Below are 24,020 nucleotides of genomic sequence, written 5' to 3'. Positions count from 1 at the left end.
TAATAAATATACTATTATGAAAAAAATTACGCTTTTAATCTTATTTTTAATATGTTGCTTTTATGGCCATGCCCAAACTACTGTTGATTGTACAGCTGGTCCAGTAAATACAACGTACTGTTATGTTGATAATGATACAACAAGTTTTTCATTTGTAAGTTCTAACGGGGCTTTTCTTAATCTTGTATTTAATTCTGGTCAGGTTGAAAATACTTATGACGAATTAATCGTTCTAGACTCCGATGGTTCCGAACTCTATAATGGATATGGTAACGGAGGTGATTTAGCAGGTTTAAGTTTTCAGTCTTCTGGTGATACGATCACTGTTTCCATAAATTCTGATTTTACTCAGAATTGTTCTGAAAATAGTTATATACCATGGGATTTTGATGTTGCATGTAGCACATGTGCAAATCCTACAGTATCTTATACTTTAGTAGATGATTGTTCTAATAGTGGTGGATTTCTTGTAGATGTAAATGTAAGTGACTTAGGATCAGCTACCTCTTTGACAATTTCTGATAATCAGTCTAGCGCAAATCAAAATATAAATGCCGTTGGAAGTGTTCAGTTTGGACCTTATGTTAATGGAACAAATGTGGTTATAAACACGCAAAATGATCAAGATATTAATTGCAGTTTAAATAGTACCTCTTTAACTCAAAATAACTGTCCACCACAATCCCCTACTGGCGTTACTTGTGCTTCTGGATCTTCTACGTATATTATTACTGAAGAATTTGACTCTGTAGGTGGCTGGACAGGTGATTTGAATGGTGGAAATGGAACCTGGGAAATCCCTAATGGTTCTACATCACCAGGGACTGGTCCAGATAGTGCTTATAATGGTTCTGGTTTTATGAATTATGAAGCTTCAGGAAATTCCTCGGCAACAGCTTCTGCTGTTAGTCCAGCTATTGATTTAACTGCAGCCACAGATGGTGCCGAATTATCCTTTTACATGCATGCATATGGAGAGGCTATGGGAACCCTAAATATAAATGTAGGAAGCTCAGCTAGCGGACCATTTACAACACTTTATACACTTTCAGGAGAATACCAGACTAGCGGAGCAGATGCTTGGATTCCTATTGGTGTTAATCTAGATGCTTATTTAGGCCAAGTAATTTATATTGAATTGAGTCATACAGGTACTGGTATAAGTTATGAAGGAGATATGTCTATTGATTATTTTCGTATTGAAACCTGTGGGTCTTTTTGTGTGGCACCATCTAACATAACAGCAGCAGCTATTACCTCTAGTTCAGCAAGTATTTCTTGGACAGCTAATAGTGGCGAAAGTGCTTGGGAGTACGTAGTACAACCAGCAGGAAGTGGTCCCCCAGCCGGTTCTGGTACCTCAACCACTTCTCCTTCAGCCAGTGCTAGCGGATTAAACCCTCTAACAAATTATGATATCTATGTTAGAGCTAATTGTGGTGTAGATGGTTTTAGTAATTGGGGTTCTTCTAGTTTTACTACTGGAGAAGATCTCTCTAATTTCCCAGTCACTTTTACCGCAAACCCTATCCCTACAACTGAGACTTATGATATTGCTTTGGTAGATTTAAATGGTGATTTCTTAGATGATGTAGTGTCTGTGGGTAGCAATAATATTAATGTGCATTACCAAACGTCTGGTGGTTTTACTGCTACAAATATTGGAACAACAAATGCTGATAACACACCTAACTGGAGTTTAGCTGTTGGTGATTTTGATAAAAATGGATTCAACGACTTATTATATGGTGGCGGATCTGGTGTGACGTTTATGCAAGCGAATGCTACTGGTACTGGATATACAGAAGTATCTTATCCAAATTATGTGTTCTCTCAACGTTCAAATTTTGTAGACATTAATAACGACGGTCATCTTGATGCTTTTGTTTGTCATGATGTAGATCCTAATGTTGTCTTTATTAATGATGGCAGTGGTAATTTAACATTTTATCAAGGTGAAAATACTGGCGTTTTAGATAATGGTTTAGGACTTACACCCGGTGGTGGTAATTATGGTACTGTCTGGATTGATTTTGACAATGATAGAGATATGGACATGTTTATTGCTAAATGTCGTGGTGGCTCAACAACTATAAGCACAAACGAATTATGGAGAAATGATGGTAATGGTGTTTTTGTTAATGTCGCTGATAGTAATGGATGGTATAACACTAATTACCCAGGTAAGGGTCACAATAACTCATCTAATCTTGGAGATAATGTACAGACCTGGTCTTCTGCTTGGGCAGATTTTGATAATGATGGTGATATGGATGGTTACATTGGTGCCAGTAATACATCTAATGGTGATTCTAAACTAATGAGAAATAATGGAGATGGTACCTTTACAGATGTAACTGCGGGTGCAGGTGTCCTTGCTGCGCAGTTAGGTATAGAAAATGCTCCTGCTGATTTTGATAACGATGGTAATGTTGATATTCTTTCTAATGGAGACATATTATTTGGAAACGGAGATCTTACTTTTACTAATTATTCAACCAATATGCCACCAAGCGGTGCTATTGGAGACGCAAATAACGATGGCTTTTTAGATGTGTTTAGAAATGGTCAAATCTACTTTAATAACACTAACTCAAATAATTGGGTAAAAATCAATACTGTTGGTACTGTAAGTAATATTAATGGTATAGGTGCACGTGTTGAGCTGGTAACCCCTTCTGGAACCCAGATAAGAGACGTAAGAAGTGGTGAAGGGTTTGAATTTATGAGTAGTTTAAATACGCATTTTGGTCTAGGCTCTGACACTGCTATTACTAGTATTACAATTTATTGGCCATCTGGTATTGTTGACCAAGTAACAGCACCTGCTATTAATACAACTCATAATATTGTTGAAGGTTCTGTATTAACAGTAGAGGACGAAACCTTAACAGATATGGTCATTTATCCTAATCCTGTTGACGATATATTAACTATCGAAACAGCTGCAGATATTACTGACAAAATTGCCACGGTTTTTGATATTAATGGTAGAAAAGTGCTTAACCAAAAGTTGACCTCAAATACTTTAAAAGTATCTAGTTTACAAAGCGGAATTTATTTCTTAAGGTTAGAGTCTAATGGAAAAAGCATGAAGCGAAAGTTTATTAAACGATAAATTTTATTATTCATATAGAAACCGCTTGAGAGATCAAGCGGTTTTTTTATGGTATTTTTGTGCTGAAAATTTAATTATGCTTCACTTAAAACAAGTCTCTTTTGGCTACTCTAAAATAAAAGTCCTGGACGCCATTAATTTTAAGGTTAATCTTGGTGAAAACCTAGGAATCATTGGAGAAAGTGGCTCTGGAAAAAGCACATTGTTAAAGCTAATTTATGGCGAATTCGATTTAGAAGAAGGGGAAATTTTTTGGAAAGACACTAAAATCCTTGGACCAAAATTCAATTTGGTTATTGGTTATGATTTTATGAAATATGTAACCCAGGAATTTGATTTGATGCCTTTTACAACCGTTGAAGAAAACATTGGTAAATTTTTATCGCGTTTTTACCTCAAAGAACGTAAAGAGCGTATCAATGAATTGGTAAAAGTTGTGGAACTCGAAGCTTATGCAAAAACCAAAGTTAAAAATCTAAGTGGAGGACAAAAACAACGTGTTGCTTTAGCAAGAGCTTTAGCTAAAAAACCCGAAATTTTACTGTTGGATGAGCCCTTTAGCCATATCGATAATTTTAAAAAGCAATCACTTCGTAGAAGTGTCTTTAAATACCTCAAAACAAATAATATTACATGTATCGTCGCAACTCACGACAAAAATGATGTGCTTGGCTTTGCGGATGAAATGCTAGTTCTTCATGATAAAAAAATCATTGCTAAAGACACTCCTCTAAACCTATATAAGAATCCTAGACTACCATTAATCGCTTCATTTTTTAATGAATTCAATGTCATTGAACCTTATGGCATTGTATATGCTCATCAACTAAAAATCGTAGAGCGTTCAGCTTTAAAAGCTGTCGTAGCACAATGCTATTTTAATGGAAATTCTTGGTTGATAGAGGTAAAATATAATTCAGAGTCTTTTTTTATTGAACACCACAAGATCTTAAGTCTTGGTTTAAAAATTAACTTTAAAATAGTTAAATAGCTATGAGCTACCTATCAAACTTCTTTAATAAAGTTGGCAAATAAAAGATATCGGTAATTAGTGCAATAGCAACCGTTACAGCACAGAGTAATCCAAAATCTCTTACCGAAGGTGTTGCGCTTGAGGCAATAATTAAAAATCCACCAACCAAGGCAATTGTGGTAGAAAACAATGCACTACCTGTATAAAGCAAAGCATTATTCATTCGGTCTTCTGGTGAGCCAGAAATAGTTTTGCTTCGTCTGTATTTGTACACTAAATGTATGGTGTCATCCATAGCAATACCTAGCATTATTGGTGTGATCATGGCTGTTGAAACATCTAGAGGGATATCCAACAGACTCATAAATATTGCCAGTAAGGCTAAAGGCAAAATATTAGGAATCAAGACTAAAAGCGTTGTTCTAAGGCTTTTAATAAAAATCAACAAACACAAAAACGCCACAAAAAAGGCAGCAAAAAACGATTTAAACTGAGTTTCTAGTATAAAGTTATTCAACTGTGCAAAAACTACTGCAAAACCATTAACCTTAAGGCTATAATCATTAGTATTAAATGAAGCTTCAAAAGCTTGCTTTATGTCTTCTAAAACTTGTTCTAGTTGCGAAGTCTTCATTTCGCCAAGTGTCAATGTAAAACCTGCTGTTTTCAAGTCTTCAGAAAATAATTTAAAAAAGCTATTACTATCATTATCTACAGAAGCTAAAGTTTCTTTAATCTTTTCTTTAGAAACACTAGATTGAAACAAAACAGGTGTTCGTTTTTCTAAAAATGATTTCAAGTTAATAACTGAGACAGGATTAGAAATAAACACATTGTTTTCAAGCTTTTCCTGAAAGTTTTCCAAACTTTTTATGGCATCTTTATTAAGTATATTATCGCCATTAGTTGCAGATATATTGAGCTGTAATCTATTACTTCCGCCAAGTTCAACCTCAACGGTTCTCAAATCTTGCTTTGCTACACCTTCTGCCAATAGATCTCTGGAATTGGTATCTATCTTCACTTGAAAAACTGAATACAATCCAAAAAGCAATACAGCCGTAAAACAAACGATAATGGAAGTTTGATATTTAGAAGTAAAGCCATTTAACCAATTTATAGCGCTTGTTTGACTGATTTTTTTAATACTTAGAAGTGGCTTAGCCTTCTGAAAATCGAGATTCATAAAACTAAAACCAATAATTGTAATCACATAAACCAAGAAAAAGCTTAATACTAAACCTATACAGGTAAATACACCCATATTTTTAAACGCTGGCAAAGGCGATAGGTACAATGCAAAATAACCTACAAAAGTTGTAAGCGTAGTATAAAAACATGGCGTAAAACTCTTTCTGATTGCTAAGGCTAAAAGGTCTACTTTAGATAAAGATGCGTTTTTGAGTCCTTCTTTATGATAAATATTGATAATGTGTACGGCGTCACTAACACTATATACCATAAGAATAGTAGGAATTAGCATAGAAATCATATTCAATGCATAACCAAGGGACGTTATCAAACCAAATAATAACGATACTGGTACCGCTACCGATAATAAAGAAACTATAAGATAACGCTTACTTGGTAACAAGAATAGTAGCATTATCGTAATAACCAAAACCGTTAAGACACCAAAGACGAGACTTTCCTTATAAATGCCTTTACTGTAGGCTTCATTTAAAACAGGTGGCCCTGTGAGGTAGTAATTAGAATACTCTTTTTCAATAATTGAGCGGATTTCGCCAGCAATGTCTTGTCGCTTTTCTTCAATAGTTGGCGTCGGATTCATCTGAATATAGAAGAACTGATTCTTATAGTCTTTTGTTACCAATTGCGATGTAATATTTGGCAACTTTGAGAACAGATTTTTTAGGCCTTTTTCGCTTCGTTTAGAATTGTATAAATCATCGAAATTAATTTTATTGTTTGCGTAAATCGGATATTTAGCTTTCGCTAAACTAAAGCTCGTCTTTACATAAGGAAGTGCTTCAATACTGGTGTGTAATTTATCTAAAGTTTTAAATTCTGCTTCACCAATGGCATTATCTACGGGCAACATAGCAATGAAAATCTCGTCCGAACCAAAATTCTTCTGAAAATCGATATACGCTTTATAGCTCGGGTCATCCTCTAAAAACCAAATGGAAAGCGAGTTGTCTACACGCAATTTTTGAGTGGTTTGATAACCAGAAATACCCATTAAAACCACCAAAACAGCAATTATTATTACTCTAAATCTTATAATAAATGATATACTATTTTTTAATTTCTTCATTAGTTTGAAATAGCAAAAGCACCATAATCACCGTGATGGGTTAAGCTTACATGTATTTGTTTAGAGTTAAAATCAACTGTCGGAATTCCAAATTCATTCTTACTGAATTTTAAACGGTTTTTTTGAATTTTATGTATATCTGAAATTGAGTTTAGAATCTGATATTTTAATGATTCGCTTTGTTGCTCTTGATTGTCATGATTAAACACTTTGACTTTTGATGTCATTTCATAATTAGATAATCTTGCTTCAGATAGTATATAGTTTTGTGTTAGTCTTGTTTTAACACAACACTCAAAATCATTATACCTCACTTTTAAATTTTCGATATCACATTCAAAAGCCATAGGTTTATAAAAACGACTCGGATAAAGTTGCGTATATAATTTATAAGCGGCTTCTTTCATACTCCATAGTCTCCAAACCATCAAAAATCGATCTTCAGAATCTTCATCTTGAATGTATTGTTTTTCCTGGGTTGTAAAAAGCTTATCTAAAAAGTGTAGTCTTTGCCAGTTAGTCGTCTGTTTTGCTTTGGCAATATCAACAATATCATTGCCTACCATTACACACTTAATTTGGTGTTGATGATATTGATAGCGGCTTTTACATCGAGCATTTTTTCCATGTCCTCATTTTCTAAACGAATATCAAACTCGTCCTCGATGTCTAAAATGATATCTACAAGGTTCGCTGAATTGATTTTTAAATCCTTTACAAAATCTGTGTCTTCAGAGAGGTTATTAAAAGCTTGTTCGTCTTGAACGTAAGGTGAGATAATGGTTTTTAATTTGGTAATTAGTTCATTGTTATTCATAGCTCTATTACTGTAAAAAAACAGAAATCTCTTTTAGTTAAATTCGTTGAGATGAGATGCATCGACTATTCTATGCACAACACCAATTTTTTATTTGTAAAGTTACGCTATAAATCGCTTAAATAAAACACATGCATTTACATCACCAAATCCAAAACTAGCTTTAGCTATAATATCAAAGTTAAGCTCCATTTTTTGTGTTGGAATTTTCTCTGAAGTAACCAAAGGCTTTATTTCTGGATGTAAATCTTCACAATTTAGATTAGGTGCTACAAATTGCTCTTTAAGTTGAATGATACTTGCTACACATTCAATAGCTCCAGCAGCAGCCAGACAATGACCTGTCATAGATTTTGTTGAGTTGATATACGGAAATGTTTTTCCTTTTCTCTCTAAAGCTTTTGTCCAATTTTCTATTTCGAGAGTATCCTTTGACGTTGCTGTGAGATGCCCATTTATAACCTGAATAGCATTAGCATCTATTTCAGAATTTATTAACGCCCTTTTTATACAACGTTGAACAGCCTTAGCATTTGGTGCTGTTAACGTACCGCCTAGTCGTTGGCCTCCAGAATTAACTTCTCCACCTAACACCTCAGCATATATGGTTGCACCACGTTCTAATGCACTTTCTAAATCTTCTAAAACCAAAGCTCCTGCTCCACTTCCTGGCACAAATCCTGAAGCACTTGCGCTCATTGGTCGCGATCCTTTCTCTGGATCTTCGTTGTGCTTATAAGTCATAACACGCATCGCATCAAAACCACCCCAAACATATGGCCCATGGTCACTACAACTACCAACTAACATGCGTTTGGCTTTTCCGTTTTGGATTCGCTCAAAGCCCATAAGTAACGCTTCTGTTCCTGTGCTACATGCCGAGGAATTCGTAGTCACTTGGTTGCCTAAACCCAGCATACCACTTAAATAAGCACTAACACCACTAGTCATGGTTTGTAAAACAACTGTACTTCCAAGTCGTCTTACGTTACCGTCATCTAACTTATAAATCGCTTCCCGAAACTTCTCTACACCTGAGGTTCCTGTGCCAAATATTAAACCTGTGTCATAATCTAAGTCACTATCTGGATTCATATTAAAACCTGCATCTTTCCAGGCGTCTATTCCAGCAATACAACCGTATAAAATCCCTGAGCTGTTAAAGCCTCGTAATTGCAAATCAGTAAAATACTTTGATTTTAAATCATCTGAAATATTTGGAATACCTCCTATTTGACAAGAAAAATTAAGGTCTTTAAGTTCTTGATGAAATGTAATGCCTGACTTGCCTTGTTTTAATGCCTGAGTAAACTCAGATACTCCAACACCATTTGGTGCAACTACTCCTATACCTGTTATGACGACACGTTTTTTCATGCTTTCAACATTCCTGAAATTATACCTCTCGCAACTAACTCTTCCTTTTCATTAAGCATTTTTACCTTACATCTTAATTTATTAAAACGAAACACTTCTCTTTCTGAAATTACTGTTACTCTTTCTTTTGGCAACACAGGTAAATAAAAATCCATCTGATGAGACGTCAATGCAATCTGAGGTTTTTGAGTGGTATTCAATTCATCTCTCAACAAATAAATGCCCAAGCACACTAACCCTATTTGCGCCATACACTCCGTTAAAATTACACCAGGTGTTATTGGGTTGTTCTTAAAATGTCCATCATAGAATACTTCGCCCTCTCTAAAGGTGTAATGCCCTGTAATTCTATTTTCAGATAAATCATCGATACCATCAACAAACAAAAATGGTTTTTGATAAGGTAAAAGCGCTATGATTTCTGATGCTTTCATACTAACTTAAATGTTCCCCTCCATCCACAGGGATTATAGTTCCTGTTATCCAAGCGGCTTCATCTTTACTTAATAAATAAACGGCGTTTGCTACATCTTCTGGCAAGGTTAAGCGTTTATTTGGGTTTCGTTTTAAGGTGTTTTCTATTATTTGTTCGCTTCCAGGAATCATTCGTAAAGACGATGTGTCTGTTACACCTGCTTGAATGCAATTGGCCTTAATTCCATAAGGTGCAAACTCTAAAGCAATACTTCTGGTTATAGCTTCTAATGTGACTTTTGCTGCGGATACTGCGGCATAACTTTGCCAGGCTTTAGAATTGCCTTCACTTGTATAGCTTATAATTCTACTATCCTTTGAAAAGAGTTTTGCTTCAAATAAGGCTTTTGTCCAGTCGTATAGACTAATTCCCATGGCATTTATGGTTAAGGCAAAGTCATCATGTTTTAATGTTGATTTTTCTTCAGATACCATTGGTTTTAAATTTCCTTTGGCGATACTATGCACTAATGTTCTGATTTTTTCTGATATTCCAAATTCAATCTTTAATGCTTCAATGACTTCTTCTCGTTTTTCAGATTTAAAAGCATCCGTATTGAATGCTTTAAACTGAACACCTTCTTGTTTTATGATTTCAAATTCTTTCTGAATGGTATCTTCTTGTGCTCTAGAGTTGCGATACACCACACATATATTCATGCCGTGTTTAGCAAGTTTTTTGGCTGTTGCCAAGCCAAGTCCACTGCTTCCGCCGAGGATTAAAGCCCAATAATTTTTATTTTGAAATTCTTTCATGCTTACCATTCTAATAAAATACGTTGTGCCGAAAAACCTGGGCCAAAACTTAGCATAATACCTTTATCGCCTTTCGGCAGATTTCGATCTATAAACCGCTCTAATACATATAAAACGGTAGCACTACTCATGTTACCATACAAACGTAATACTTCTTTGGTGTCATTTATGTTTTTCCCTAAATCCCCAAACAATTCTTCCACAGTTTGTACAATTTTTTTACCTCCGGGATGAAACACCAAATGGTCAATGTCTTGAATCGTTAAATTATTTTTTTTTAAAAATGGATAAATGATTTTAGGGAAATGCTCGGCTATAGTTTCTGGTACAGATTGGTCTAGTACCATCTGAAGTCCAGAGTTCACTAATTTAAATCCCATCATGTGACTGGCATCATAAAAATGATACATGGCTTCATCTTTAATTTCAGGACCAAGCTCATCTTCATAAGAAGATAAAATAACACTCGCACAACCATCCCCAAAAATAGCAGCGCTTACAATATTTACCATCGAGTAATCATCAAGCTGAAATGTAGCTGTAGGCGATTCTACAGCAATCACAGCAGCGCGTTTGTTAGGGTTTGCTTTCAAGAAATTTTTAGCATAGATCATCCCTGAAACACCAGCCGCGCAACCCATTTCAGTCACGGGAAGGCGCACAACATCTTGCTTCATCTTTAGGCTATTAATCAAATATGCATCAAGAGATGGAATCATAATACCTGTACAGCTTACTGTAATTATAAAATCAATATCCGTAGATTTTAAATGGGCTTTTTCAAGCGCTTTTGCAAGGCTTTGTTCAGCAAGCTTTATGCTTTCTTTAATATAGATGTCATTTTTTTCTTCAAAAGATGTTTTTAAAAACACCTCTTCGGCATCCATTATAGAATAACGTTTATCTACTGCTGCATTTTCAAAAATCTTCAAAACTTTGCGTTTAAAACGTTCTTCCTGACCTTGAAGCCAAAGTTCTACATATGGTAAAATATCTTTGGTTTCTCTGGTGTATTTTGGAAGTTGCTTTGCAACTGATATAATTCTTACTGCCATCTAGGTCTTAATTAACCATTGGTAACGGAATGCCCATTTCCAACGAATTTGTGATTTGAGGTTTAATTTTTTTGATAGCTGTTCTAGTTCTTTTCTTTTAAAAGCTCTTAATATTGATGTTAGTCCATCTTTAACTATCATATGATTAGAAATAGTCAACCCTAATAATTTAAATAAACCATAAGCTATTGTATGACGATGTAAATCATTTATGACTACCCCAAGTTTAGCCCTTACTGACATCGTTTTTAAAAGTGTGTATATTTCCTCTTGATTGAAATGATGTAAAAACAATGTAGAAAGCGCAATATCATAATCTAACTCATTAAAGTCATTAGAAAATATATCCATCTTCCTAAATACCAATTCTTCGTGTTCAGTTGATAATTCTTTTGCATAATCTATCGCGTCTTGATTGGCATCAATACCTATAAGTTTAAACTTGTAGTTGTTTTTTCTTCCAAAGTCTGCTACCAATCTAAGGATGTCTCCATGTCCGCAACCTAAATCGACAATAGTATAAGTTTTATCTTTAGGTATATTGGCTAATAATTTTTTTATGCCATCTATAGTTATGTGATTTCCACCTAGCCACTTATTAATTTTACCTAACTTATCTAAAGTGTCACGCAGCAATTCACCTTTCATGGTAAAATCATCCATGAGTTCAGTTTCATTACTTCTATGTGTTGTATCTATAAACAATATTTTTCTTTTATCGACTCACCTTCATAGGTTTGCCGTGTGTCATTTTTATAATTAGCGGAACCAAAAAAGGTAGCCGCCTTAAAACTTCAAGTAGTTTTGGTGCCAACCAATCTTGTCGAAATAAATAAGCAATAGTATGTCCTGCTTTTAAACGTAAACTAAAATTCCTTTTCCATTGCTTAACATATAATGCTTCTAATTGTTTTCTTGTAGTAATTTTTTCTTGAAGATAGTCAATAATAAGGTTTGATGCTAATTGTGCGCTCCTAATTGCCATTGCCATTCCATTGCCGCATAATGGATGAATCATACCTGCTGAATCACCACACATCAATATGTGATTTTCAACTGGTTTTTTTGTTTCAAAAGAAATTTGACTTATGGTTAGTGGTTTTTCAAGCTCTGGAATTGAATTATTGTATATCTGCTTTAATGTTGAATTTTTAAATAGCACTTCTTCTTGGAATGCATCAATATCCTTGAATTTTTTAAAGGCTTCGTAATTAGTAATATAACATAGATTGATATGGTCATTCTCTACTTTTGATACACCACAATAACCGCCTTTAAAATTGTGAAGTGCTACTTTGTTTTCAGGAAAATCTCCTGACATATGAATTTTTACGCCTAAGTAAGGTGATTTTTTTTTAATGAACTTTCGCTGAAATTGGATGTCGAGATTTGAGCGCTTACCAAAAGCACCTATGACTATTTTTGATTGTAATATTTGATTTGATTTGGTTATAACTTGAAAACTATCATCTTTGAAGTTAACATCTACAACCGTATCTTGAAATAACTCAATCCCATTTTTCAAGGCCTTTTTATACAGTTGAAAATCCATCTCATAACGACTTATACCAAAACCCCCCAAGGGTAATTTTGCTTTAATATGTTTGTTGTTATGTGTGGTTAATTCAAATTCTGAAATATGTTTTGCCTCATATTCAAACGGATTGAAGCCTAGAAAATTTAAATAGGGTAAAACTTCGTTTGAGACGTATTCACCACAAACTTTATGTTTTGGATAATTATTTTTTTCGATAAGTAAAACTTCGGCATTATGTTTTGATAGATGAATAGCACTAATTAGCCCAGCTAATCCACCCCCAATAATTATAACATCTAAGTGTTGTTTTGGCATTTATAAATTTTGATAATGAAGGACATTAATTTTCACTGTTTTACTCATTACAAAGCTACCACCACCAACATCGAAATCCTTACGGTTAATTTCAAAATACGAAGTGATTTTATAAGTGTCATTTATTTTTTGAACCTTGACTGGAATCTTTATCTGCTTGGTCTTTCCCTTTATAGTTAGATTAGCCTTTAGTTGGTAACTGTTAGCTTTTAATGTTTTTACCTCTGTACTTTTTAAAGTAATTGTAGCATATTTTTCCATATGGAAATAGTCCTCCCCTAAAATATGTTCGTCTCTACTATCAATCCCTGTTTCTATTGAAGAGACCTCAATAGTACTAGTAATAGTATTAAGCCTGCCATTTGCATCAAAATTTGCAATTATCGTAAATGTATTAAAGTGACCATCTACATTAATTCCAAGGTTTTTAATGGTAAAACCTATGTTAGAATCTTGAGCATGGAGATTGCTAAAACAAAATATACATAAGAAGAAAATTAAAAAACGTTGCATCACAAAAAAATTACTTTGTTAAATTACTGTACAGCCTAAACACTTAAAAGTGATTTAACGTTTTTCTACATAATCTTTAAAATCATAATATCTTGTTGCCTAAATTTAAAGCTATCGCCTTTGGTTTTAGACAGTAATAATTTGCCTATTGGAGTAGCGGCTGAAATAGCAAAAAAGGATTGCTCACCTACTTCGATTTTTCCCGCACTAATCGCTATAAAATAATTAAATTGAGTGGTGAATACTAATGAGCCTAAAGCGACAGTGTTTGTTGTTGTTTCTGGGTTTATTCTACTTAGTAATCCGAATTGATTTTGGATATTTGCCAGTTGTTGACCTGTCTTTTCTCGTTCTAGTTGAAGCATTGCTCTTCCCGTTTCGTGCTTATCCCCAGCGCTACTTTTGGTTTCAGATAGTAGGCCTTGTTCTATATCCCTAATATTATTTTTAATTGTTAATAAGCGGTGATCAATAAACGCTTTGCACTTACTATACAATTGTTGTTTTAATGTCATCTTCATTCTATCAAATCTGCCAATTCTTTTCCGACTAAACTACCAATGGCAACTCCCATTCCTCCTAAACGCACTCCACAATATACATTTTCGTTAAGTTGCTTTATTATTGCCTTTTTTTGTTGACCCACACCCATTATGCCTGACCAACGGCGGTCAATTTTAAGCTCTGTATTAGGTAAAATGGTTGTTCTTAATAGTTCCTCTAACTTATTTTGAATGATTTCAGTTTCGCCAAACTCTGATGTTTCTTCGGTTTCGAAATCTAAGTTTCTACCACCTCCTAATAGAATTCGATTGTCAACATCTCTGAAATAATAATAGCCTTTGTCTAAATGAAAAGTGCCTTTAATACTTAAATTCTCAATTGGCTTTGTAATAAGTACTTGTGCTCTTGCAGGTTTTATTTGTTGTTTAATGAGTTTAGAGGCAAATCCGTTTGTAGCGATTAATAACTTTGAAGACGAAAACTCAAAACTATTGGTCTTTATTTTTACTATATCAGAACCTTCAGAAAATGCTTCAAATGTGCAGTTATTTAATATTTTTATTCCTGTTTTTTGAGCTTTTAATAACAGAGTCCCCATCATTTTCCCAGTATCTATCTGACCTTCAAACTGGTTAAAGCCAATCTTTGGTTTAATGGTTTGAAATTTAAACTTGTTCTCCTCAAAGGAAAACACCTTTGCATTAAATACTGGATAAAGTAATTTGTTAACGCTTTCCTGATTATTTAAACAAGTATTATAAAGTTCAGTGTCAGATTTTAAAAACAGCTCATAACCACCTAGAGCTTGGTAATCTATAGCCTTATCTCCTAACATCCCCCTGAGCAAGCTTAACCCATCTATTCGTTTTTTAACAAGCTTTATGGTTTCTTCTTCAGAATGGTATTTAAGATCTTCTATAATTTCGCTAAGGCTTCCAAAACATGCAAAGCCCGCATTTTTTGTGCTTGCTCCCTGAGGCAACATTCCTTTTTCAAGAATCAGGATTTTAGATTTTGGAAATCGTTCTTTTAATTGCAAAGCACAATTAAGTCCTACAATTCCACTTCCTATTATAGTAAAGTCAACATTAGATAACCACGTCTTTATTTCCCAATACGATAAGTTCATATAATAAAAAAAGCTCCTAAATATTTAGGAGCTTTTAAAATATAAATTAAATTTTAATCTACTATGATTTTCTTGGTCACTTTTTGCGAACCATCAAAAATGTTTAACAAGTACACACCAGATTGTGCGTTATTTAGTCTCACGATTTCATCAAATCTACTAACAGCGTTAAATGTTTTAGTGTAAATCGCTCTTCCTCTAATATCGTATACCTGGACTCTAATATCTTCTCCAGATTTAGGGTTGAAGCCAATATTGAAGCTACCATTATTAGGGTTTGGATAAATGCTTAAGTTATCTAACTCATTGTCATCTACACTAAGGTTGTTGATAACGTTTAGTGTATAATCCTCTACCTCTCCATCAAATCCTGACTCACATGATGTAGGGAATTGATTTGCATTTGGATCCGTATATTTTGTACTTACCCTCATTATAGTGGCGCCTTCTGCTGCATCGTTAGGTACCATAACTGTAAGTGGTGAGCCATCAGTAGGTTCGTCTGCAATACCTGCACTAGTACCTAAATCGTATTCTTCACCTAGATCGTCAAACGAGCAGTTTTGATTCCAATCTACCCATACTCTAGTAATAATTTGAAAATTACCATCAGAGTTTGCTCTGACAGTTAAGTCGTAGTTCATTCCTGCTTCAACTGTAGTAGAAATTCCCGTAAAATCTGAATATGGTGTTATTTTGGCACCTGGATTCAAATTATTTATAGTATTAAAAATCACGCCTGTTGTTCTTGTTTGATACTGTAAGCTTCCCTCTGATGGACAAACACCATCCGTAATAATTAAATCAACTGAAGCCTGCCTTGTAATAGATGCTGAACTACCAGTTAAGGTTAGAGGATAGGTATTACTCGCGAGTGAGCCTAAGCCAGTTAAATTTAATGTTACAGTACCATCAGAATTTAAAGTCGTCGGATTTATTGAAGACCCAACACCTCCTGGAACACCAGATACACTAAATGTTGTCGTTTCAGAAAAACCATTAGATGTTACATAGTCAAACTCAATCGTAGCAGTATCTTGATTACAAACTGTCACATCTCCTGTGGTAGAACTAATGCTAAAATCTTGAGAATTTGAAATAGAAAATGCATTAGAAACTGCATAAAATATATTATCAGCTGCCTCTACTAACACTTTAGCATTATTTGTATTACCAACTCCTGGAACGGTTATGTTTGCTGTACCTGTGTTAGGAACTCCCGAGGCTAAAGTTGTAAAAGAACCTCCGTTATTTGTCGTAAACAAAATGTTTACAGTCTGGCAATTAATTGGAGCTACATCCGTTTGTCCCACAACCCAAGATACTTGTTGATTTGTATTTGCGCCCCAAGATGGTGGTGTGTTAACCGTGAAAGGTGTAACATCCTGAACGTTAACTACCATACCATCAGAATCTGTAGCCCCACCGTTTGCTTCATTATCTCTAACGGTCAATGAGAAATTCATTGTTCTACCAACCGAAGGAACTACCTCCCATGTTGTAGCTAAAGATCCAGCCATGACTATATTTAGTGGTGGCATGTATCGGTCTGGTGATGTTGATGGGTCTAAAGATCTAAATGTTGGTCCTCCTGTATTAGTTGATTGTGGTGGCATCGCAGCTGGTGTGGTATCTGTTTGCTCCCAGCAATAAGTTAATCCAGCTGGAGTGTCTGCATCTGTCGCGGTACCTTTTAATACAAATGCTGTTGATCTGGGAATACTGAAGTTAGCACCAGCATCAGCATTTGGTGCAACATTATTTGTGGCTGTAGCTGCAAAACAACTACTACTAAACCCAAAAGAAATATTATTCCACATTTCTTTAATATTTTCACCATTAAAGTAATCATCACTATTGTTCTGTACGTTTGGTGCACATATCCCGGCATAGCCCATAATTGTAGAACCACTTCCTGGTTCTATTGATCTTATAGGAGATCTTTGACAATTATTATTTTGAGTATGGTTACCACCATATTGATGTCCCATTTCGTGAGCAACAAAATCAATATCAAAAGCATCCCCTTGAGGTATAAAAGAACCTGTTACTCCTCTGGCTTTAAATCCTGCTCGGCATGGAGATTGTAATTGTGCTATTCCTCCGCCACCAGTACTAAATACATGACCTATATCGTAATTTGCTGAACCTATATTAGCTGGGTTGTCGAGTGTTGTTTGATTTTGACCAAGCATTGCTCCACCATTATTGTTTGTGTATGGATCTGAAGCAGCATTTAAAAAGATGATGTTCTGGTTATTTGCAACAATGACCATAGTTAATCCCAAATCTCTTTCAAAAACACCATTTACTCTATTCATTGTTACATTCATAGCGGCTAGTGCTCCTGCGGTCGTTCCTCCGTGGAATTGTGCATACTCACCGGTGCAAGCTAGAGCTAAACGATACGTTCTAAGTGTGCCATCATCAGCATTTCTTAGAGCTGTGTATTCCTCATCTGTTAGGTTATAACTCGATGGTTGGTATTCTGTTTCACAAATAAATTCTTGCCTAGGACCATCTTCATTTGAATTTATAAATGAAATATATGTTTTTAAGTCTGCTGTATAAGGCTCTATAAAAACCGTTTTACCATCCGACAGCACCATACCGCTGAACCCTTTTTGTGGTGATATGCTAAATCTTAATATAGCTGATGGATTATCAATGCCTTTACCGACAAATGATCTTATTTCTGGGAACTGAACCTGAAGTTCTACTTCCATTACAGATGCTTCTTGTACTAAATAAGATTCTGGCTTTCCTAATTGATTAGGGAATTGCAATACAACTCCTTGGTTCTTATTTGATAAATGACGCTGAGGAACATTAACTAATTTTTGGTTTAGTTTATCAATGTCAATGCTTATAAGTGTAGAGTGCTTTGGGTTCTCTTTATAGAACGTTATGTTATCTTTTTTTAGGTTATTGTTATTTGTAATTGACCAAATATTATCTTTTACTTGTGCGTTTACCGAAAAGAAAAAAATGGACAATAACAAACTAAAAAATAGCCTTGGGTAATGGTTTTTCATAGTTTTTAATTTTAGTTAATTCCCAAAGGTAGGATTATCTTAAGACTTTACAAAAATGATATGACTCAGAGTTTTTAAAATAATATGATTTGTCGTAATGAATCGAGATTCATTACGACAAATCAAGATAAATATCTAAAAAATCAAAAGAGCGACTTTTAAGTCGCTCTTTTTTAATTTTCGGTTTCTTCTTTTATCTGAAAATCTTCCATAAATTTAGTTGTATAATTACCCGCTAAATAATCTGGGTGATCCATCAATTGTCTATGAAATGGTATAGTAGTTTTTATACCTTCAATGACAAATTCATCTAAAGCACGCTTCATTTTGTTAATTGCCTCCTCCCTAGTTTGAGCAGTGGTAATTAACTTTGCGATCATTGAATCGTAATTTGGCGGAATACTATAGCCGGCATATACATGAGTGTCTAAACGCACACCATGACCACCAGGGGCATGAAGTGTAGTGATTTTTCCTGGGGAAGGTCTAAAATCATTAAAAGGATCTTCAGCGTTTATTCTACATTCTATAGAGTGTAGATTTGGTGTATAATTTTTACCTGAAATTGGTACACCTGCAGCAACTAATATTTGCTCTCTTATAAGATCGAAATCAATAACCTGTTCTGTTATAGGGTGTTCTACTTGTATACGCGTATTCATCTCCATAAAGTAGAAATTTCTGTGCTTATCTACTAAAAACTCAACCGTTCCAGCTCCTTCATATTTAATGTATTCAGCAGCTTTAACTGCCGCCTTACCCATTTTATTCCTTAACTTATCTGTCATAAATGGAGAAGGCACTTCTTCGGTTAGCTTTTGATGGCGACGTTGCACAGAACAATCTCTCTCAGACAGATGGCACGCCTTACCGCGTGAGTCTCCAACAATTTGAATTTCAATATGTCTTGGCTCTTCAATTAGCTTTTCCATGTACATATCGTCATTTCCAAAAGCAGCTTTAGATTCTTGTCTTGCAGAATCCCAAGCATCTTTTAAATCTTCGGGCTTCCAAACGGCACGCATTCCTTTTCCGCCACCACCTGCAGTCGCTTTAAGCATTACCGGGTAACCTGTTTCTTTAGCAATTTTTTTACACTCTTCAAAATCCGCTATTATTCCGTCACTCCCAGGAACACATGGGACTCCTGCAGCTTTCATTGTTGCTTTGGCTGTAGCCTTATCTCCCATTTTTGCAATCATTTCTTCTGATGCTCCAATGAATTTTATCCCATGCTCTTCGCATATTTTAGAGAACTTTGCATTTTCAGACAAAAAGCCATAACCTGGATGTATGCCATCAGCATTAGTAATTTCTGCAGCAGCAATTATATTTGATATTTTTAAATAAGATTCGCTACTTGGGGCTGGGCCAATACAAACCGCTTCATCTGCAAACTTTACATGCAAGCTGTCTGCATCTGCTGTAGAATATACAGCTACGGTTTTAATCCCCATTTCTTTACAAGTTCTTATAACACGTAGTGCTATCTCACCTCTATTGGCAATTAGTATTTTTTTGAACATAACTTTTGTTTTAAAAATTCAATTTCCAAGCACCAAATTCCAAATAATTGGGATTTGTGTATTGGAATTTTCAATTGTTATGATGGATCAACCAAAAATAAAGGTTGGTCAAATTCTACTGGAGAGGAATCATCAACTAAGACTTTTACAATCTTTCCTGAAACTTCTGACTCAATCTCATTGAATAATTTCATTGCTTCAATAACACAAAGCACATCGCCTTCTTTTACATCAGTACCTACCTCAACAAAAACTGGTTTGTCAGGTGATGGCTTACGATAAAATGTTCCTATAATTGGTGATTTTATAGTAACGTATTTTGAATCATCATTTGCTGTTGCGGCCGCTGGCTCAGCTGGAGCTGCGGGTGTTGCTGGCACTGGTGCTTGTTGTTGCACCATAGGTGCGGCTTGCATAGGCACTTGCTGTACAATGGTAGTGTCGCTATCAGAACCCGTTCTAATTGTAATTTTAACATCGTCCATTTCTAACTTAACTTCACTTGCGCCAGACTTGGCAACAAATTTTATTAAGTTCTGAATTTCTTTTAAATCCATAGTATTTAGATATTTTTTGTTAGTTAGTTTTAATTTGGATTATATGCCCATTTAAAATAAATTGAGCCCCATGTAAATCCACCACCAAAGGCAGCAAATATAATGTTATCTCCTTTTTTAAGTTGAGATTCGTAATCATGTAGTAATAAAGGTAAGGTTGCAGATGTTGTGTTTCCGTATTTCTGAATATTCATCATTACCTTCTCTTCTTCAAGGTTAATTCTATTGGCTGTAGCATCAATAATTCGTTTATTGGCTTGATGTGCTGCTAGCCAAGAGATATCATTATTGGTTAAGTTATTTCGTTTTAAAATGCGCTCAGCAACATCTGCCATATTAAAAACCGCGTTTTTAAAAACCGTTTTACCGTCTTGAAAAACATAATGCTTACCTTCTTTAAAGGTGTTTTCATTTATTGGATAAGAAGATCCGCCATATGGTGCTTGCAAAAACTCTCTACCAGCTCCGTTGCTCCTTAATAACTCATCTTGCAATCCTAAGCCTTCCTCATTAGGCTCAAACAAAACAGCTCCTGCTCCATCTCCAAAAATAATACAGGTGGCTCTATCTTTATAATCAATAAATGATGAGTTTTTATCCGCACCTATTAAAAGTATTTTTTTGTAGCGTCCAGATTCAATATAAGCTGCTGCTGTTGACATACCAAAAAGAAAGCTAGAACAAGCAGCCTCTAGATCATAAGAAAATGCATTAACCGCACCTATTTGAGTTGCAGTATATGCTGATGTTGAAGCAGCTTTCATATCTGGTGTTGCGGTAGATACTATGACTAAATCTATTTCTTTTGGGTCTAATCCTGTTTTTTTAATTAAATCTTGTGCTGCTTTTATGGCCAAAAATGAAGTACCTTTTCCTTCTTCTTTAAGAATCCTACGTTCTTTAATTCCTGTTCGGGTGGTTATCCATTCATCATTGGTATCCACCATAGTTTCTAAGATTTTGTTTGTTAGCACAAAATCTGGAAGATAGCCTCCTACAGCTGTTATTGCCGCTGTGATTTTACTCATTATTAGCTTTTATATTTATTAAAAGTATTGAAAAGTGATAAAAATCAAGCGCTTTTAATCAATTTTCGGCGTTTTTAGGCAAATAATAATGCAAATTAAGCAGTTTTTGCCTTATTGAGAAAATAATAACAAAAAAAACGCCCACAAGTGAGCGTTTTATTATATGCTTGCATAATACCTATGCTAAATTTTCTTCTTCAGTAGAGTTGTCAATTAACACTTGGCCTCTATAATACAGTTTACCTTCGTGCCAATGTGCTCTATGATATAAGTGTGGCTCACCAGTAGTTGGGCAAGTTGCTATTTGAGGTACAGAAGCTTTGTAATGTGTTCTTCTTTTATCTCTTCTTGTTTTTGATATTTTACGTTTTGGATGTGCCATTTTAAATGTTATTTATCCGTTAATAGTTTTTTTAAATTATTCCAACGAGGATCAATATCCTCTGATGATTTTGTTTTTTTGTCCTCATTTGGACTTAATTCTTCCAATTTTGAAAGTATATCTGACTGCAACGTTCCATCCTCAATACCTGGGTGTACTCGCTTTGCTGGCACTGCCAATACAATAAGCTCATAAATATATTGCGCTACATTTATTTCGTATTCGCCATGAGGTATAATTAATATATCCTCATTATCGTCATTATATTCTGCTCCAAATTTAACAACCAATTTAAATTCGTCTTCAATTTGTTGATTATAAGGCTCATTAGTAAGGTCACAATTTACATTTACATGACCTAATGTTGAAAAATATAATTCTAATAACGTCGCTTTCTTAATGAGTTTTAAATTGACTTTTACATCAGTTTTATTAAACTCTTCGTATTCAAAATTATTAAAGAACGTGTTGTTTACGCTAAATTCAAAATCGTGTTCTCCTTCTTTTAATCCAACAAATGGGATTGTATATTCTTTTAATGCCTTCATTACCACACTCATTTTGAGCCTGCAAATATATAAATTTTTAGTTATTTAAAGCTTAGATATTAACAAATTTTGTTGATATCTACTTTGATGCTTTTTTTAAGGGGTTTTTACTGTAATGATTAAAATCTAATCGCTTTCTGTAAATCTTAATCGCAGTATAAATTGCTTGTTTAAAAGAACCTTCGTCTGCTTCTCCTTTGCCTGCAATTTCATAAGCTGTGCCATGATCTGGTGATGTTCTTACCTTGTGCAAACCAGCTGTGTAATTTACACCTTGTCCAAATGCTATTGTTTTAAAAGGTATTAAACCCTGATCGTGGTATGACGCAATTATAGCATCAAATTTTGTATAAGTGCTTGATCCAAAAAAACTATCAGCAGAATATGGGCCATAAACCAAATGTCCGTCGGATTTTATTTTCTCTAGTGTTGGTTTTAAAACCTTGTCATCTTCATTCCCTATTACACCATTATCCCCTGCATGAGGGTTTATGGCTAAAACAGCAATTTTAGGTTTGCTTATTCCAAAGTCTTGTTTTAAAGCGGTAATTACTGTAGCGATTTTTTCTTGAATTAATTCTTCTGTAATATGATTTGCCGCATCCTTTAATGGCACATGATCAGTTAACAAACCTACTCGTAAGTTTTCGGACACCATAAACATTAAACTTTTTCCATTAAGTGCTTTAGCCAAATAATCCGTGTGGCCGGGGAAATTAAATTTATCCGATTGAATGTTGTGTTTATTGATTGGCGCTGTAACCAAGACATCTATTTTTCCGTCTTTAAGTGCATTAGTGGCAGCTTCAAGAGATTTAATTGCGTATTGTCCAATTTTTGGGTCTTCTTTACCAAACTCAATCTTAACAGGCTCCTTCCATACGTTAACCACATTTACTTTTCCATGAGCCAACTTGTCTGGAGAATCAATATTAAAAAAGTTAATCTTGCTCTTAAAATGGTTCTTGAAAAACTGCATGGTTTTACCTGAAGCAAAAATAACAGGTGTATTTAACTCTAATACCCTTGTGTCTTCATAAGTTTTGATTATAATTTCTGGCCCAATACCATTAAGGTCGCCAACAGAAATACCAACAATAACTTTTTCTTCCTTCTTCATAATAAGTGATTATCCTATTTTTTTATTAAAATTGATAATTGGGTTAAGTTGTGTGCTTAACTTTGCAAATGCAAATTTAATTAAATAAAGCAGATATAATGTTTACAGGTATCATTGAAGATTTAGGAACAATCGAAAAACTCGAAAAAGATGGAGGGAATCTTCATATTGATGTTAAAACTTCTATAACTTCAGAATTAAAAATTGACCAGAGTGTAGCGCATAACGGAGTTTGCTTAACTGTAGTAAGAATTAATGATGATTGTTACACGGTTACTGCTATACAAGAAACACTAGACAAAACTAATTTAGGCTTACTTTCTAAAGGTGATCTTGTTAACATTGAACGCGCCATGAAATTAGGAGACCACTTAGATGGCCATATTGTACAAGGACATGTCGATCAAACTGCTAAATGCATATCTGTTATTGAAGACAATGGCAGTTGGTTTTTTACTTTTGAATATGATAAACATCTTAATAACATTACCATAGAGAAAGGGTCTATTACTATAAATGGTGTTAGTTTAACGGTTGTAAATTCAAAATTAAACCAATTTTCTGTAGCCATTATTCCCTATACATATGAGCACACTACATTTAAAAATCTATCTATCGGTGATAAAGTTAATCTAGAATTTGATGTGATTGGGAAATATGTAAAACGTTTAAACGATTTAAGATACTAAACTGTTTTTCTCGAAAGTTTATACGCTTTGTAAATTCCAAAACTTAAAGCAACAACAAATAATACTAGTATTCCATTGTCAATTGGAAGCCCTGGAGGCGGAGGAGGCATAGGCGGAGGAGGTGCACCTCCCTGAGCCATAGCTATTAAGCCCAAGAAAAAAAATAAGATTGAGGCAAACATTTTTCTATCCTTCATATTATCAACTAAGGGTGTGTAAAAGTAAAAAAAAAACTGAGCTAACAAAATAAATATAACTAAAAAACGTCTTTGAACGGCAAATATTATCG

Annotated in this window: 23 protein-coding genes; 3 read left to right on the top strand and 20 right to left on the bottom strand. The window is 34.5% G+C overall.

Annotated elements, in window-relative coordinates:
- The first annotated feature begins 16 nt into the window (after positions 1-16).
- Positions 17-3,118: an FG-GAP-like repeat-containing protein gene (locus Q0912_RS11065; RefSeq protein ID WP_299115009.1), complete on the top strand. Its 3,102-nt coding sequence runs from the start codon at positions 17-19 to the stop codon at positions 3,116-3,118.
- Between the two features lie 76 nt (positions 3,119-3,194).
- On the top strand, positions 3,195-4,109 hold the full coding sequence (locus Q0912_RS11060) for an ABC transporter ATP-binding protein (RefSeq protein ID WP_299115007.1): 915 nt from the start codon (positions 3,195-3,197) through the stop codon (positions 4,107-4,109).
- A 7-nt stretch (positions 4,110-4,116) separates the two neighbouring features.
- On the opposite strand, the gene Q0912_RS11055 is transcribed toward Q0912_RS11060, so the two are convergent.
- From Q0912_RS11055 to pdxA, 19 genes are all read right to left on the bottom strand, one after another.
- Positions 4,117-6,369, bottom strand: a complete 2,253-nt coding sequence (locus tag Q0912_RS11055; protein ID WP_299115005.1) for an MMPL family transporter — start codon at positions 6,367-6,369, stop codon at positions 4,117-4,119.
- Entirely contained in the window at positions 6,369-6,935 is a 567-nt protein-coding gene (locus Q0912_RS11050) for a 4'-phosphopantetheinyl transferase superfamily protein (RefSeq protein ID WP_299115003.1), read from the bottom strand. The genes Q0912_RS11055 and Q0912_RS11050 overlap by 1 nt, the downstream gene beginning before the upstream one ends.
- On the bottom strand, positions 6,935-7,186 hold the full coding sequence (locus tag Q0912_RS11045) for a phosphopantetheine-binding protein (RefSeq protein ID WP_299115001.1): 252 nt from the start codon (positions 7,184-7,186) through the stop codon (positions 6,935-6,937). The genes Q0912_RS11050 and Q0912_RS11045 overlap by 1 nt, the downstream gene beginning before the upstream one ends.
- Before the next feature lie 102 nt (positions 7,187-7,288).
- Positions 7,289-8,563, bottom strand: coding sequence for a beta-ketoacyl-[acyl-carrier-protein] synthase family protein (locus Q0912_RS11040; protein ID WP_299114999.1), 1,275 nt, complete (start codon positions 8,561-8,563; stop codon positions 7,289-7,291).
- Positions 8,560-8,997, bottom strand: coding sequence for a FabA/FabZ family ACP-dehydratase (locus tag Q0912_RS11035; RefSeq protein WP_299114997.1), 438 nt, complete (start codon positions 8,995-8,997; stop codon positions 8,560-8,562). The genes Q0912_RS11040 and Q0912_RS11035 overlap by 4 nt, the downstream gene beginning before the upstream one ends.
- Before the next feature lies 1 nt (position 8,998).
- Positions 8,999-9,793: an SDR family oxidoreductase gene (locus tag Q0912_RS11030; RefSeq protein WP_299114995.1), complete on the bottom strand. Its 795-nt coding sequence runs from the start codon at positions 9,791-9,793 to the stop codon at positions 8,999-9,001.
- Between the two features lie 2 nt (positions 9,794-9,795).
- Positions 9,796-10,848: a type III polyketide synthase gene (locus tag Q0912_RS11025; RefSeq protein ID WP_299114993.1), complete on the bottom strand. Its 1,053-nt coding sequence runs from the start codon at positions 10,846-10,848 to the stop codon at positions 9,796-9,798.
- Positions 10,849-11,553, bottom strand: a complete 705-nt coding sequence (locus Q0912_RS11020) for a methyltransferase domain-containing protein (protein WP_299114991.1) — start codon at positions 11,551-11,553, stop codon at positions 10,849-10,851.
- 10 nt (positions 11,554-11,563) lie between these two features.
- Positions 11,564-12,700, bottom strand: coding sequence for an NAD(P)/FAD-dependent oxidoreductase (locus Q0912_RS11015; protein ID WP_299114989.1), 1,137 nt, complete (start codon positions 12,698-12,700; stop codon positions 11,564-11,566).
- Positions 12,701-13,213 carry a YceI family protein gene (locus tag Q0912_RS11010; protein ID WP_299114987.1) on the bottom strand — a complete coding sequence of 171 codons (513 nt, stop codon included), beginning with the start codon at positions 13,211-13,213 and terminating at the stop codon, positions 12,701-12,703.
- Between the two features lie 65 nt (positions 13,214-13,278).
- Positions 13,279-13,734, bottom strand: coding sequence for a 3-oxoacyl-ACP synthase (locus tag Q0912_RS11005; RefSeq protein ID WP_366125131.1), 456 nt, complete (start codon positions 13,732-13,734; stop codon positions 13,279-13,281).
- Positions 13,731-14,846 (bottom strand): FAD-dependent oxidoreductase, encoded by a 1,116-nt coding sequence (locus Q0912_RS11000; RefSeq protein WP_299114985.1) that lies wholly within the window; start codon positions 14,844-14,846, stop codon positions 13,731-13,733. Before Q0912_RS11000 ends, Q0912_RS11005 begins: the two co-directional genes overlap by 4 nt.
- 53 nt (positions 14,847-14,899) lie before the next feature.
- Positions 14,900-17,881 (bottom strand): reprolysin-like metallopeptidase, encoded by a 2,982-nt coding sequence (locus Q0912_RS10995; protein WP_299114983.1) that lies wholly within the window; start codon positions 17,879-17,881, stop codon positions 14,900-14,902.
- A gap of 173 nt (positions 17,882-18,054) precedes the next feature.
- Positions 18,055-19,407: an acetyl-CoA carboxylase biotin carboxylase subunit gene (accC, locus tag Q0912_RS10990; protein ID WP_299114982.1), complete on the bottom strand. Its 1,353-nt coding sequence runs from the start codon at positions 19,405-19,407 to the stop codon at positions 18,055-18,057.
- Between the two features lie 77 nt (positions 19,408-19,484).
- Positions 19,485-19,964 (bottom strand): acetyl-CoA carboxylase biotin carboxyl carrier protein, encoded by a 480-nt coding sequence (accB, locus tag Q0912_RS10985; protein WP_299114980.1) that lies wholly within the window; start codon positions 19,962-19,964, stop codon positions 19,485-19,487.
- Between the two features lie 29 nt (positions 19,965-19,993).
- Positions 19,994-20,992 (bottom strand): beta-ketoacyl-ACP synthase III, encoded by a 999-nt coding sequence (locus tag Q0912_RS10980; protein WP_299114978.1) that lies wholly within the window; start codon positions 20,990-20,992, stop codon positions 19,994-19,996.
- Between the two features lie 178 nt (positions 20,993-21,170).
- Positions 21,171-21,374, bottom strand: coding sequence for a 50S ribosomal protein L32 (gene rpmF / locus Q0912_RS10975; RefSeq protein ID WP_218545603.1), 204 nt, complete (start codon positions 21,372-21,374; stop codon positions 21,171-21,173).
- 8 nt (positions 21,375-21,382) lie between these two features.
- Positions 21,383-21,922: a DUF177 domain-containing protein gene (locus Q0912_RS10970; RefSeq protein WP_299114975.1), complete on the bottom strand. Its 540-nt coding sequence runs from the start codon at positions 21,920-21,922 to the stop codon at positions 21,383-21,385.
- A 79-nt stretch (positions 21,923-22,001) separates the two neighbouring features.
- Positions 22,002-23,042, bottom strand: a complete 1,041-nt coding sequence (gene pdxA / locus Q0912_RS10965; protein WP_299114973.1) for a 4-hydroxythreonine-4-phosphate dehydrogenase PdxA — start codon at positions 23,040-23,042, stop codon at positions 22,002-22,004.
- 98 nt (positions 23,043-23,140) lie between these two features.
- On the opposite strand from pdxA, the gene Q0912_RS10960 reads away from it, so the two are divergent.
- Positions 23,141-23,731 carry a riboflavin synthase gene (locus Q0912_RS10960; RefSeq protein WP_299114971.1) on the top strand — a complete coding sequence of 197 codons (591 nt, stop codon included), beginning with the start codon at positions 23,141-23,143 and terminating at the stop codon, positions 23,729-23,731.
- On the opposite strand, the gene Q0912_RS10955 is transcribed toward Q0912_RS10960, so the two are convergent.
- The gene (locus Q0912_RS10955) at positions 23,728-23,928 is read right to left on the bottom strand and encodes a hypothetical protein (RefSeq protein WP_299114969.1); all 201 of its coding nucleotides are present in this window, start codon (positions 23,926-23,928) and stop codon (positions 23,728-23,730) included. The two genes, Q0912_RS10960 and Q0912_RS10955, sit on opposite strands and share 4 nt — an antisense overlap.
- Positions 23,929-24,020 lie beyond the last annotated feature (92 nt).

This window comes from uncultured Winogradskyella sp. (assembly GCF_947498345.1).
In the GTDB taxonomy this organism is placed as follows: domain Bacteria; phylum Bacteroidota; class Bacteroidia; order Flavobacteriales; family Flavobacteriaceae; genus Winogradskyella.
Note: the sequence above shows the minus strand (reverse complement) of the source record. Positions and strands in the feature narration are given on the sequence as shown.

Coding starts and splice junctions, on each gene's coding strand:
- Q0912_RS11030 (WP_299114995.1), bottom strand. CDS start 9,793: ATGAAAGAATTTCAAAATAAAAATTATTGGGCTTTAATCCTCGGCGGA.
- Q0912_RS11040 (WP_299114999.1), bottom strand. CDS start 8,563: ATGAAAAAACGTGTCGTCATAACAGGTATAGGAGTAGTTGCACCAAAT.
- accB (WP_299114980.1), bottom strand. CDS start 19,964: ATGGATTTAAAAGAAATTCAGAACTTAATAAAATTTGTTGCCAAGTCT.
- Q0912_RS11000 (WP_299114985.1), bottom strand. CDS start 14,846: ATGAACTTATCGTATTGGGAAATAAAGACGTGGTTATCTAATGTTGAC.
- Q0912_RS11050 (WP_299115003.1), bottom strand. CDS start 6,935: ATGGTAGGCAATGATATTGTTGATATTGCCAAAGCAAAACAGACGACT.
- Q0912_RS11010 (WP_299114987.1), bottom strand. CDS start 13,213: ATGCAACGTTTTTTAATTTTCTTCTTATGTATATTTTGTTTTAGCAAT.
- Q0912_RS10970 (WP_299114975.1), bottom strand. CDS start 21,922: ATGAAGGCATTAAAAGAATATACAATCCCATTTGTTGGATTAAAAGAA.
- Q0912_RS11055 (WP_299115005.1), bottom strand. CDS start 6,369: ATGAAGAAATTAAAAAATAGTATATCATTTATTATAAGATTTAGAGTA.
- accC (WP_299114982.1), bottom strand. CDS start 19,407: ATGTTCAAAAAAATACTAATTGCCAATAGAGGTGAGATAGCACTACGT.
- Q0912_RS11065 (WP_299115009.1), top strand. CDS start 17: ATGAAAAAAATTACGCTTTTAATCTTATTTTTAATATGTTGCTTTTAT.
- Q0912_RS11035 (WP_299114997.1), bottom strand. CDS start 8,997: ATGAAAGCATCAGAAATCATAGCGCTTTTACCTTATCAAAAACCATTT.
- Q0912_RS11045 (WP_299115001.1), bottom strand. CDS start 7,186: ATGAATAACAATGAACTAATTACCAAATTAAAAACCATTATCTCACCT.
- Q0912_RS11015 (WP_299114989.1), bottom strand. CDS start 12,700: ATGCCAAAACAACACTTAGATGTTATAATTATTGGGGGTGGATTAGCT.
- Q0912_RS11060 (WP_299115007.1), top strand. CDS start 3,195: ATGCTTCACTTAAAACAAGTCTCTTTTGGCTACTCTAAAATAAAAGTC.
- rpmF (WP_218545603.1), bottom strand. CDS start 21,374: ATGGCACATCCAAAACGTAAAATATCAAAAACAAGAAGAGATAAAAGA.
- Q0912_RS11005 (WP_366125131.1), bottom strand. CDS start 13,734: ATGAAGATGACATTAAAACAACAATTGTATAGTAAGTGCAAAGCGTTT.
- Q0912_RS10960 (WP_299114971.1), top strand. CDS start 23,141: ATGTTTACAGGTATCATTGAAGATTTAGGAACAATCGAAAAACTCGAA.
- pdxA (WP_299114973.1), bottom strand. CDS start 23,042: ATGAAGAAGGAAGAAAAAGTTATTGTTGGTATTTCTGTTGGCGACCTT.
- Q0912_RS11025 (WP_299114993.1), bottom strand. CDS start 10,848: ATGGCAGTAAGAATTATATCAGTTGCAAAGCAACTTCCAAAATACACC.
- Q0912_RS10955 (WP_299114969.1), bottom strand. CDS start 23,928: ATGAAGGATAGAAAAATGTTTGCCTCAATCTTATTTTTTTTCTTGGGC.
- Q0912_RS10995 (WP_299114983.1), bottom strand. CDS start 17,881: ATGAAAAACCATTACCCAAGGCTATTTTTTAGTTTGTTATTGTCCATT.
- Q0912_RS10980 (WP_299114978.1), bottom strand. CDS start 20,992: ATGAGTAAAATCACAGCGGCAATAACAGCTGTAGGAGGCTATCTTCCA.